10 protein-coding genes are annotated in these 11,442 nt (G+C 73.5%); 5 read left to right on the top strand and 5 right to left on the bottom strand.

Annotation, left to right across the window (positions count from 1 at the left end; genetic code table 11):
- Window positions 1-1,205, bottom strand: a 1,205-nt coding sequence (locus E4P40_RS29410) for a helix-turn-helix transcriptional regulator (protein ID WP_135160685.1), incomplete at its 3' end; no start/stop codon positions are given.
- 246 nt (window positions 1,206-1,451) lie between these two features.
- Between E4P40_RS29410 and E4P40_RS22840 the strand changes: the two genes are divergently transcribed.
- Both E4P40_RS22840 and E4P40_RS22835 read left to right on the top strand, forming a co-directional pair.
- A complete protein-coding gene (locus E4P40_RS22840) occupies window positions 1,452-3,233 on the top strand; it encodes a 3-hydroxybutyryl-CoA dehydrogenase (RefSeq protein WP_135160684.1) in 1,782 nt (593 codons plus the stop codon).
- Between the two features lie 99 nt (window positions 3,234-3,332).
- The gene (locus E4P40_RS22835) at window positions 3,333-3,542 is read left to right on the top strand and encodes a hypothetical protein (protein WP_245160526.1); all 210 of its coding nucleotides are present in this window, start codon (window positions 3,333-3,335) and stop codon (window positions 3,540-3,542) included.
- Here the strand turns inward: E4P40_RS22835 and E4P40_RS28325 are convergent.
- The 4 genes from E4P40_RS28325 to mce form a co-directional block, all read right to left on the bottom strand.
- Window positions 3,529-4,788 carry a class F sortase gene (locus E4P40_RS28325; protein WP_280790639.1) on the bottom strand — a complete coding sequence of 420 codons (1,260 nt, stop codon included), beginning with the start codon at window positions 4,786-4,788 and terminating at the stop codon, window positions 3,529-3,531. The genes E4P40_RS22835 and E4P40_RS28325 overlap by 14 nt on opposite strands.
- Window positions 4,789-4,892: 104 nt before the next feature.
- On the bottom strand, window positions 4,893-6,053 hold the full coding sequence (locus tag E4P40_RS22815) for a hypothetical protein (RefSeq protein ID WP_135160682.1): 1,161 nt from the start codon (window positions 6,051-6,053) through the stop codon (window positions 4,893-4,895).
- A gap of 120 nt (window positions 6,054-6,173) precedes the next feature.
- On the bottom strand, window positions 6,174-7,505 hold the full coding sequence (ccrA, locus tag E4P40_RS22810; protein ID WP_135160681.1) for a crotonyl-CoA carboxylase/reductase: 1,332 nt from the start codon (window positions 7,503-7,505) through the stop codon (window positions 6,174-6,176).
- A 65-nt stretch (window positions 7,506-7,570) separates the two neighbouring features.
- Window positions 7,571-8,023 carry a methylmalonyl-CoA epimerase gene (mce, locus tag E4P40_RS22805; RefSeq protein ID WP_135160680.1) on the bottom strand — a complete coding sequence of 151 codons (453 nt, stop codon included), beginning with the start codon at window positions 8,021-8,023 and terminating at the stop codon, window positions 7,571-7,573.
- A 194-nt stretch (window positions 8,024-8,217) separates the two neighbouring features.
- On the opposite strand from mce, the gene E4P40_RS22800 reads away from it, so the two are divergent.
- The 3 genes from E4P40_RS22800 to E4P40_RS22790 form a co-directional block, all read left to right on the top strand.
- Window positions 8,218-9,405: an acetyl-CoA C-acetyltransferase gene (locus E4P40_RS22800; protein ID WP_135160679.1), complete on the top strand. Its 1,188-nt coding sequence runs from the start codon at window positions 8,218-8,220 to the stop codon at window positions 9,403-9,405.
- On the top strand, window positions 9,402-10,424 hold the full coding sequence (gene meaB, locus E4P40_RS22795; RefSeq protein WP_135160678.1) for a methylmalonyl Co-A mutase-associated GTPase MeaB: 1,023 nt from the start codon (window positions 9,402-9,404) through the stop codon (window positions 10,422-10,424). Before E4P40_RS22800 ends, meaB begins: the two co-directional genes overlap by 4 nt.
- A 54-nt stretch (window positions 10,425-10,478) precedes the next feature.
- Window positions 10,479-11,442 (top strand): NAD(P)/FAD-dependent oxidoreductase (locus tag E4P40_RS22790; RefSeq protein WP_135160677.1); only part of this gene is annotated, 964 nt, incomplete at its 3' end.

Here is an 11,442-nt window from a genome sequence, read left to right as displayed (position 1 = left end):
GCCGCCGTCCGGCTGTGCGCACCGAGCTTCGCGAGGATGTTCGAGACGTGGACGCTGGCGGTCTTCTCGCTGATGAACAGCTCCCGGGCGATGTCCCGGTTGCTGTCCCCGGAGGCCACCAGGGAGAGCACCTGGATCTCGCGGGGAGTGAGGTGCGGCGCCCGGGGGACCGGGATGCCGTCGGTCCGTTCCCTGCGGCCCGGCAGGTGGGCGGTGGCGCGGCCGAGGAGCAGCCGGCGCTCGCCCGGCAGCAGCTGTGCGTAGGCCGCCTCGTGGAGGAGCGCGTGGGAAAAGCGGTAGGTCTCCCCGTCGCCCACCGGGACCAGGACCTGCCGCTCGACCGTCTCGTGCAGCGCGGCGAACAGTTCCTCGGCCGGCAGCCCGGCGGCTCCGGCCAGCAGCCGGTGGTCCACCCGGCGGCCGGCGGCCGCCGCGACCCGCACGACCTGCCGGGCCCGGCAGCCGAGGGTGTCCAGCCGGGCGAGCATGAGGGCGGCGAGGGTGTCGGGCAGCGGGCCGTGCGGATCGGCGGCGAGGAGCTCCAGGGCGTAGAACGGATTGCCCTCCGCACGCTCCCAGCAGGCGGTCTCCAGCGCCGGGTCGAGCGGATGGCCGCGGGCGTCGGCGAGGAGAGCGGCGGTCTCCCGGCGGTCGAGCGGCCCGAGGTCGATGCGGGCGGCGCCGGCATCGCCGCTCAGCTCGGCCACGTAGTGCCGCAGGTCCGTCCCGCCGGGCAGCCTCTCGCTGCACCAGGTCATGAGCAGGAGGGCGCGGGCGTCGCGCACGTTGGCGGCCAGGAAGGCGAACAGGTCGAGGGTCGACCGGTCGGCCAGGTGCAGGTCCTCGACGGCGACCACGACGGTCCGCTCACGGCCCAGCCGCTCCACCCGGGAGAGCACGTCGGCCGTGGGCCGTCCCGGCGGCGGGTCGAGGCCGTCGACGGGCACGGAGCGGAAGGCGTCGACGAGCGGGGCGAACGCCGCTGCGGGGTCACGGCGGTCGTGGCAGCGGGTGGGAAGGGCCAGCGTGCCGTCGGGTAGCGAGCCGAGGAACTCCTGGAGCAGGCGCGTCTTCCCGCTCCCGGCGTCGCCGCCGAGGGCCACCACCGTCGGGTGGCCGTCCGAGGCTCTCCGCAGCAGCTCGCCCAGCTGGGCGAGCTCCCGGGTGCGACCGACGAGGCGTGGTCGGCGGAGCCGCTCGTCCACGGCGCACAGGGTAGGGGCAGCGACCAGCTTCCGGGGGTGTCCGCGCAGCGCCTCTCGCGGACCCGTGCAACCGCCGCTGCCCTGCTCCGCGCCACCGAGCGCACGGGGTGGCGGCGTGGATCACCCGGCTCGACCTGTCACCCGCCGCGTGAGAGCGGGGTGTTACCGACCGGTAGCCACCGCGCGGCCCCGGTGGCGCAGGTGAGAGACTGCCCGCGATCACCGGCGGTGGGAGGAGATGGCAACGTGGCCAGGGAACTGAACGAGGTCGGCGTCGTGGGGCTGGGCACCATGGGTGCCGGCATCGCGGAGGTGCTCGCACGGGCGGGCCTGTCGGTCACCGCCGTCGAGGTCACCGACGAGGCGCTGGCCCGCGGCCGCGGCCACGTCGAGCAGTCCACCGACCGGGCGGTGAGCCGCGGCAAGCTCGACGAGGCGGACCGGGACGCGATCTTCGAGCGGATCCGCTTCACGACCTCCCTGGAGGACCTCGCCTCCGCGGAGCTGGTCATCGAGGCCGTGCCGGAGCGCATGGAGCTCAAGGCCGAGGTCTTCACCCAGCTGGACAAGATCTGCCCGCCCGACACGATCCTCGCCACCAACACGTCGAGCCTGTCGGTGACCGAGCTGTCGGTCGTCACGGGACGGCCGAGCAAGGTCATCGGGATGCACTTCTTCAACCCGGCGCCGGTCATGAAGCTGGTCGAGGTGGTGCGCACAGTCGTCACCGAGCAGTCGGTCGTCGACGACGTCGAGGCGCTGGCCGAGCGGCTCGGCAAGGTCGACGTCACCATCGGCGACAAGGCCGGTTTCATCGCCAACGCGCTGCTGTTCGGCTACCTCAACCACGCCGTCTCGATGTACGAGAACCGGTACGCCAGCCGTGAGGACATCGACGCCGCCATGCGGCTGGGCTGCGGCCTGCCGATGGGCCCCCTCGCCCTGATGGACCTCATCGGCATCGACACCGCCTACGAGATCCTCGACACGATGTACAAGCAGTCGCGCAACCGGCTGCACGCTCCGAGCCCCGTGATCAAGCAGATGATGACCGCGGGGCTGCTCGGCCGGAAGGTCGGCCGGGGCTTCTACACCTACGCCGAGCAAGGCTCGGCCGAGGTCGTGGACGACGCCGCGACGCCGGCCGCCGGAGGCGCCGCCGAGGGTGCGCGCCCGGTCCGGACCGTCGGCGTCGTCGGCTCCGGCACGATGGCCACGGGCATCATCGAGGTGGTCGCCAAGGGCGGCTACGACGTGCGCTTCGTCGCCCGCGCGCCGGAGAAGGTCGAGGCGGTCACCAAGGCGCTGGCCAAGTCCCTCGACAAGCAGGTCGTGCGCGGCCGGCTCGACGAGACCGGCCGCGACGAGGTCCTCGCCCGCGTGAGCGGGACGACGTCGCTGGACGAGCTCGCCGACTCGGACCTGATCATCGAGGCCGTGGTCGAGTCGCTGTCGGTCAAGGAGGCGCTGTTCGCCAACCTGGGCGAGATCGCCAAGCCGGGTGCCGTGCTCGCCACGACGACGTCGAGCCTGCCGGTGATCGAGTGCGCCAAGGCCAGCGGCCGCCCGGCCGACGTCGTGGGCATGCACTTCTTCAACCCCGCCCAGGTCATGAAGCTGGTCGAGGTCGTCTCCACCATCTCCACCGCGCCCGACGTCGCGGCCACCGCGCACGCGGTCAGTGCCCAGCTCGGCAAGCACGCGGTGTCGTGCACCGACCGGGCCGGGTTCATCGTCAACGCGCTGCTGTTCCCGTACCTCAACGACGCCGTGAAGATGCTCGAGGCGCACTACGCGACCGCCGACGACATCGACGCCGCCATGAAGGTCGGCTGCGGCTACCCGATGGGCCCGTTCGAGCTGCTGGACGTCGTCGGCCTGGACGTCTCCCTGGCCATCGAGAAGGAGCTCTACACCGAGTTCCGCGAGCCCGGGTTCGCGCCCGCGCCGCTGCTCGAGCACCTGGTGACTGCCGGCTACCTGGGCCGCAAGACCGGTCGCGGGTTCCGGGACTACGCGAGCCGCTGAGGATTGCCCCGCCGCCGGCCGCGCGCCGGTCCGCGATCCTCCGATCGCGGACCGGCGCGGCGGACTGAGCAGGTCGAGCAGGCGGCCGACGGCGACTGGGTGGTCCGTGCGATCACCGGGTCCGCCACGGGCAAGACCTACCGGTGCCCGGGCTGCGACCAGGAGATCCGCCCCGGGACGCCGCACGTCGTCACCTGGCCGGCGTACGCGCGCGACTCCGACCTCGACCCCTGGGACACCGACTCCGCTGCCGACTGGCGCCGCCACTGGCACACCGCCTGCTGGCGGGAACGGGTCAACCGGCGGTGAGGGCCGCGTAGACGACGACGTTCTCCAGGTAGCTGCCCGTGACCGGATCGAACCCGCCCCCGCAGGTGATCAGCCGGAGCTGCGGATCCGGCGTCGTCCCGTAGACCTCCGCGGTCGGGAACGCCGCCTTCGCGTACCGCGCGACCCGGGTGACGGTGAACTCGAGCGTCGTCCCGTCGGACCGGCCGACCAGCACGGCGTCGCCGGGGGCCAGCTCGTCGAGGCGGCCGAGCGCGCCGGGCGCCCCGGCCCAGTCGACGTGCCCGGCGACGACTGCGGGTCCAGGTTCGCCGGGCACCACGCCGCCGGCGTGCCAGCCGGCCACCGCCGCGTCCGCGGGTGGCACCAGGGCACCCGCGGCCTCGAGGTCGATGCCGGCCAGGACCGTGTCGACGCCCACCGAGGGCAGGGCGAGCCGGGTAGGCGTGACCGGAGGCCGCGGCGCCGCCGGCGCGCTCTCCCCGGTCGATCGCACCGCGGGGGCAGCGGCGGAGGCAGGGACCTGGGGCAGGGTGCCGAGCGCCGTCGCCAGGGCCGCGACGGTGACCAGCACCCGCCCCCGGCGCCGGCTGACGGCAGCGAGGACGGCGCCGGCGGCGAGAGCCGCGAGGACGGGAGCGCCGGCGCTCCCGCCGGCCTCCACCGCCCCGACGGGGACACGGGCGGGACCGGCCGCGTCGACGACGGTCCGCACCGTCGGCCCGCCTGGGCCGTCGAGGACCACCAGCGTGACGACGGACCCGGCCGCGAGGTCGACCGGGGTCCTGGTGGATGCGCCCGAGGAGGCCGTGAGGACGACCTCGGCCGGCCCACCCGGGACGACGACGCCGTCCGCATGGCCTGGCGCGGAGGAGCCGGTGGCGAGCACCGGTCCGCCGTCCACGGCGACGGCCACGCCGTCGGCGCCGAGCACCCCTACCCGTGCGGAGCCGGCGGGCGGTGCGCTGAGGTCCTCCGGCAGCACCTGCAGGGCGAGGTCGGCGAACGGGCCGGTGACGGCCACCGTGCTGGCCGTTCCGGCCGCCACGTCGATGCGCAGGGAGAGCACCGGGGGAGTGGTGGGGGGCGCGCCGGCCCGGCGCACGCTGGCCGCGTAGCTGCCCGCCGGCACGGCGAGGAACGGCCCCACGTCGGCGTGGCCGAGGTCGCGGGCGACGTCCGGCCCGGGTTCCGTCGTCCCGGTCCCCGTTCCCAGGGGCGCCAGGGCGACGTCCACGGCGGGGGTGTCCGGGGAGAGGTGTGCGATGCGGACGAAGCCGTCCTCGGCCGCGGCGGCCGGGGCCGTGCCGAGCGCGCCGACGAGCAGGCCGACGGCGGTCAGCAGAACGGCAGGCAGGCCGCGCCGATCTCTCAGGAGCGGCCCTGGCCGACCGGCGCGTCGATGGCCTGGGTCGCCGGGTTCTGCGCGGGGGTCGAGCCGGTGGTCGCGCCCGGCCGCGGGGGCATCGGGAGCTGACGGGTGGCCGGCTCGCCGGACCGGGTGGGCTGCCGCGCGGCTGCGGCCTCGCTCTCGCCCCGGGCTGCCTGCGTGGCCTGCTGCATCGCCGGGGACGTGGTCTGCGAGGCGGGCGGTGTCGCGCCCTGCCCGCCTGCCGGAGCCGCATGCTGCGGGCTGGGCTGCGGACGACGCTCGGCAGCCGGCTGGGCGGGCGCCTGGTTCGGCGTCTGCGCCGGGGCGGGCGTCTGGGTCTGCGCTGCGGGCTGCTGCGGCCGGTCGCCGAGGTCGGGGAGCGTCGTGAGCAGCTGCCGGGCCTGGATCAGCCGGCTGGTCAACTCGTCCCGGACGTCGCGGATGGCCTCCGCCTTCGCCTCGGCCTCGGCGACGAGCTGCGCGGCGTGCTGCTCGGCGGCGGCGATCCGCTGCCGGGCGGCCTGCGTGGAGACGCGCTCGCGCTCCTCCTCGGCCGCGGCCGCCTCGGCGCGGCGGGCGCGCTGGGCGATGTCGAAGTCCTCCTCGACCTTGGCCCGGCGGGCCTGCGACTCGGCGTCGAGCCGGGCCACCCGCTCCTGGGCCTTGCCGACGAGCTCGTCGGCGCGGATCTGCGCCTTCTGGGCGATCTGCTCGGCCTGCTGGTGTGCCTCGGTGAGCATCCGCTCGACCTCGGCCTGCCCGGCGGCGTGCCGCTCCAGGAGCGCGCGCTCCTCGGCCGTGGTCTGCTCGCGCACCGCCTGCGCGTCGAGCTCGGCGGCGCGGCGGATCTCCCCGGCCTCCTCCTCGGCGAGCTGCAGCATGTGCTGGATGCGCTCGCTGATGTTCTCGAAAGTGGGCGCCGACGCGCTCGCGGCCTTGCGGCGGAGCTGCTCGATCTCGCCGTGGAGAGCCGACAGCTGGCTGGCCATGTCGGCCGAGCGGGCGACGGCTGCGTCGCGGTCGGCGAGCGCGATGCGGAAGTCGGCCTCGAGCCGTTCGATCGTGTCCGCGACCTGACTGCGGTCGTACCCCCGCAGGACGACGTCGAACGAGTGCTGGGCCTCGTGCATCGGCAGCGATTCGTGGCGGGGGTCGGTCATGTCTCCCATCCTCGCAGACGCCGAAAGCCTCGTCAGCGTGTCGGCCGGATAGTCGGTGCCAGTGGGACGGCTGAGCACCGTCGCCCCACCCGGTCCAGTCGGGTGAGGCGACGGTCCGGCCTACACGCCTCGGAAGCGGTTGATGGCCTCGAGGTGCTGTGCGCGCTTCTCGGCGTTGCGGACGCCCAGCCCCTCCTCGGGGGCCAGGGTCAGGACGCCGACCTTGCCCTGGTGGGCGTTGCGGTGGACGTCGAGGGCGGCCTGGCCGACCTCGGCCATCGGGTACACCTTCGACAGGGTCGGGTGGATCAGGCCCTTGTCGATGAGCCGGTTGGCCTCCCACGCCTCCTTGTAGTTGGCGAAGTGGGAGCTGACGATCCGCTTCAGGTTCATCCACAGGTAGCGGTTGTCGTACTCGTGCATGTACCCGGTGGTCGAGGCGCAGGTGACGATCGTGCCGCCCTTCTTGGCGACGTAGACGCTGGCGCCGAAGGTCTCCCGGCCGGGGTGCTCGAAGACGATGTCGACGTCCTCACCGCCGGTCAGCTCGCGGATCTTCTTGCCCAGGCGCTGCCACTCCTTGGGGTCCTGGGTGGTCTCGTCCTTCCAGAACCGGAAGTCCTCCGCGGAGCGGTCGATGATCAGCTCGGCGCCCATCTTCCGGACGATCTCGGCCTTCTCCGGGCTGCTGACCACGCAGACGGGGATCGCGCCGCCGTTGAGCGCCATCTGGGTGGCGTAGGAGCCCAGGCCGCCGGAAGCGCCCCAGATCAGGACCGTGTCGCCCTGCTTCATGTTGGCGCCGTTGCGGCTGACGAGCTGGCGGTAGGCGGTGGAGTTCACCAGGCCGGGCGCGGCGGCCTCCTCCCAGCTGAGGTGCCCCGGCTTGGGCATGAGCTGGTTGCTCTTCACCAGGGCCAGTTCGGCCAGTCCGCCGAAGTTGGTCTCGAAGCCCCAGATCCGCTGCTGGGGGTCCATCATCGTGTCGTCGTGGCCGGCCGGGTCCTCGAGCTCCACCGACAGGCAGTGCGCGACCACCTCGTCGCCGGGCTTCCACTTGTTCACGCCCGGGCCGACCTTGAGGACGACGCCGGCGAGGTCGGAGCCCACCACGTGGTAGGGCAGGTCGTGCCGCTTGGTGAGCTCCGACACGCGGCCGTAGCGCTCCAGGAACCCGAACGTGGAGACCGGCTCGAAGATCGACGTCCAGACGGTGTTGTAGTTCACCGACGACGCCATGACCGCGACGATCGCCTCACCGGGGCCCAGCTCCGGGGTGGCGACCTCCTCGACGTGGAGGGACTTGCGCGGGTCCTTCTCCTTGGTGGGCATGCCCTCGAACATGTCCTGCTCGTCCTTGCGGACGACGACCGCCCGATAGGACTCAGGTACGTCAAGCCCTCCCACGGCGTCCAGCGAGTCGCTGAGGATGGCGTCCCTGATCTCGTTCACGCGTTCTCCCGGGTCTTCGTCGGCTCGGAGCGGTGCGGTTGCCGGATGTTACCGGCCGGTAGGGATCAGTGGCCACCCGCGGGCTGGACGAGCTCCACGAGCACGCCGCCGGCGTCCTTCGGGTGGACGAAGTTCACGCGGCTGTCCGCCGTCCCGCGCTTGGGGACGTCGTAGAGCAGTCGCAGGCCACGCTCGCGCAGCGTCGCGCTGACGGCCTCGACGTCCTCTACCCGGAAGGCGAGCTGCTGCAGGCCGGGGCCGGACCGGCCGATGAACTTGGCGATCGTCGACTCGGGGGTCAGCGGGGCGAGCAGCTGGATGCGGGTGTCGCCGGTGCCGACGGCCAGCATCGCCTCGCGGACGCCCTGCTCCTCGTTGGTCTCCTCGTGCACCGACTGCACGCCGAAGGCCTGCGCGTAGAAGGCGATGGCCTCGTCGAGGTCGGGGACGGCGATGCCCACGTGGTCGATGGTGGTGAACAGCTCGGCCGGGAGTCCGGTGCCTGCGTCAGTGGTCACGCGGGCATCCTGCCGCCAAGACGTCTGAGACGACACATCGGTGTGGCAGGGTTCACGGCCGGGTGACCGGTCCGCGCTGCCCGCTGGCTCGTTGGACCGGTCGTCCTATCCTCATACGCAGCCAGCTCCGCCGAACGTGCGGACTGCCCTGTTGACACGGTCGCCGGCGTCGGCGGCCCGGCACTGGAGGCCCCATGTCCCGCTCGGTCATCGTCAGCGGCGCCCGTACCCCGATGGGCCGGCTGCTCGGCTCGCTGAAGGACTTCTCCGCGGCCGACCTCGGCGGCGTCGCGATCAAGGCGGCGCTCGAGCGCGCCGGGATCTCCGGCGACCAGGTCGACTACGTGATCATGGGACAGGTCATCCAGGCCGGCGCCGGCCAGAACCCTGCCCGTCCGGCGGCCGTCGCCGGCGGCATCCCGATGTCGGTGCCCTCCTTCACCCTCAACAAGGTGTGCCTGTCCGGCATCGACGCGATCGCGCTCGCCGACCAGCTCATCCGCGCGGGCGAGTTCGACGTCGTCGTCGCCGGTGGCATGGAGTCGATGACCCAGGCGCCGCACCTGCTCGCCAACTCGCGCACCGGCACGAAGTACGGCGACACCACGCTCATCGACTCGATGGCCCACGACGGACTCTCCGACACCTTCGACCAGGTGGCGATGGGCGTCCTCACCGAGCAGGCGAACAGCCGCTACGACCTGACCCGCGAGGAGCAGGACGAGTTCGCCGCCGCCTCGCACCAGAAGGCCGCGGCCGCCGCGAAGAACGGCCTGTTCGACGACGAGATCACCCCGGTGCTGATCCCGCAGCGCAAGGGCGACCCGATCGAGTTCAAGGACGACGAGGGCATCCGCGCGGACACGACCGCCGAGAGCCTCTCCAGGCTCAAGCCCGCCTTCGCGAAGGACGGCACGATCACCGCCGGCACCGCCTCCCAGATCTCCGACGGGGCCTGCGCGGTCGTCGTCATGAGCGCGGAGAAGGCGGCAGAGCTGGGGCTCACCCCGATCGCCGAGATCGGCGCGCACGGCGTCGTGGCCGGTCCCGACGCCACGCTGCAGAGCCAGCCGTCGCGGGCGATCGCCAAGGCGTGCGAGCGCGAGGGCATCGACCCCAAGGACCTCGACCTCATCGAGCTGAACGAGGCGTTCGCGGCCGTGGGCATCGTGTCGACGCGCGAGCTGGGCGTCGACCCCGAGAAGGTCAACGTGAACGGCGGGGCGATCGCGCTCGGCCACCCGGTCGGGATGAGCGGCGCGCGCATCGTGCTGCACGCCGCCCTGGAGCTCGGCCGCCGTGGTGGCGGGGTCGCGGCCGCGGCGCTGTGCGGCGGTGGCGGTCAGGGTGACGCCCTGATCCTGCACGTGCCCGCTCGTTGACGGACGGCACCGCAGTCCAGACGCAGGCCCCGGAGGCCCCTCGCGGCCGCCGGGGCCGGCGCGCCGCCGACGTGCCGGCGCTCGTCGAACGCGCCCGCGAGGGTGACGCGCGGTCGGTCGCGCGGCTGATCTCGCTGGTCGAGGACGCCAGCCCGGCGCTGCGCGAGGTGGCGGCCGCGCTGTCGCCGCACACCGGCCACGCCCAGGTGCTGGGCCTGACCGGGTCCCCCGGCGTCGGCAAGTCGACCTCCACGACGGCGCTGGTGCGAGCGCTGCGCCAGGCGGGCAAGCGGGTCGGCGTGCTGGCGGTCGACCCGTCGTCCCCGTTCTCCGGTGGCGCGCTGCTCGGCGACCGCGTGCGCATGCAGGACCACGCGGGGGACGATGGCGTCTACATCCGGTCGATGGCCTCCCGCGGCCATCTCGGCGGGCTGGCCTGGGCCACGCCTCAGGCGCTGCGGGTGCTCGACGCCGCCGGCTGCGACGTCGTCCTGGTCGAGACCGTCGGCGTCGGCCAGTCGGAGCTGGAGATCGCCTCGCTGGCCGACACGACCCTGGTCCTCGTGGCCCCGGGCATGGGCGACGGGATCCAGGCCGCCAAGGCCGGCATCCTCGAGGTCGCCGACATCTTCGTCGTCAACAAGGCCGACCGGGAGGGCGCCGACCAGACGGTGCGCGACCTGCGCTACATGCTGTCGCTCGGCGGGCGGCACTCCGAGCCGGGCCACTGGCGGCCGCCCATCTGCAAGACCGTCGCGTCGCGGGACACCGACAACGGCGTGGACGAGGTGCTGGAGCGGATCGAGCAGCACCGGGAGTGGCTGGAGTCCTCGGGCGAGGGGCACCGCCGGCGCAGCGAGCGGGCGGCCCGGGAGATCGAGGCGATCGCGCTGGCGTCGCTGCGCGCGCGCATGGGCGACGTGCACGGGTCGGCCGCGCTCGGTTCGCTCGCCGACCAGGTCGTGGCGGGGGAGACCGACCCCTACCGCGCCGCGGACGAGCTGCTCGCCCAGCTCTGAACGGGCAGCCTCGCTTCCTTCCCGCCACGATGGTCGGGTGAACGGGCCACGGCAGTGAACGGCAAGCCTGACGCCGTCGTCGTCGGAGCCGGGCCCAACGGGCTGGCCGCAGCGCTGCGCCTGGCGGCCGCGGGCCTCCGGGTCCAGGTGGTGGAGGCGGCCGAGCGCCCGGGCGGCGGGATGCGCACCGAGGAGCTGATGCGCCCCGGCTACTTCCACGACGTCTGCTCGATCGTGCAGCCGATGGCCGCGGCGGCGCCGTTCTTCCGCGAGTTCGACCCCGAGAGCCGCGGTGTCAGGCTCGTGCATCCCGAGATCAACTTCGCCCATCCCCTGGACGGCGGCGGCGCGGCCGTGTCGTACCGGTCGCTCGAGGAGACCGCGGCCCGGCTCGGCGCCGACGCCGACGCCTACCGGCGGTTGTTCGGGCCGCTGGTCGCGCACGGCACCGACGTCGTCGACTTCTTCCTCACCAGCCGCCTGCGCAGCCTGCCGACGAAGAGCGTTCCCCAGATCGTCCAGTTCGGGCTCGCAGGGCTCCCGAACGTGCGCTGGCTGGCGCACCGCTACTTCGACACCGACGAGGCGCGGGCCCTGCTGGGCGGGGCGGCGGCGCACGGGATGCTCGACCTGAGCCAGCCGCTGACGTCGGCGCTGGGGATGTTGCTGGTCATGCTGAGCCACCACGTCGGGTGGCCGCTGATCGAGGGCGGGTCGCAGAAGCTCGCCGACGCGATGGTCACCGCGCTGGAGGAGCAGGGCGGCGAGGTGCTCACCGGGCACCACGTCACCGACCTGCGCCAGTTCGAGGGCGTCCCCGCCGTCCTGCTCGACACCACGCCGGAGGCGTTCGTCGGGATGGCGGGCGACCGGGTGCACGAGGGCTACCGCCGCTGGGTGTCGCGCTACCGCCACGGGGCCGGCGTCTTCAAGATCGACTGGATCCTGTCCGAGCCCGTGCCGTGGACGAACCCCGACGTCCGCCGGGCCGGCACCATCCACGTCGCGGGTGATCTGG

The sequence above is a fragment of the Blastococcus sp. CT_GayMR20 genome (assembly GCF_004570345.1).
Note: the sequence above shows the minus strand (reverse complement) of the source record. Positions and strands in the feature narration are given on the sequence as shown.

Coding starts and splice junctions, on each gene's coding strand:
- E4P40_RS22815 (WP_135160682.1), bottom strand. CDS start 6,053: ATGACCGACCCCCGCCACGAATCGCTGCCGATGCACGAGGCCCAGCAC.
- E4P40_RS22800 (WP_135160679.1), top strand. CDS start 8,218: ATGTCCCGCTCGGTCATCGTCAGCGGCGCCCGTACCCCGATGGGCCGG.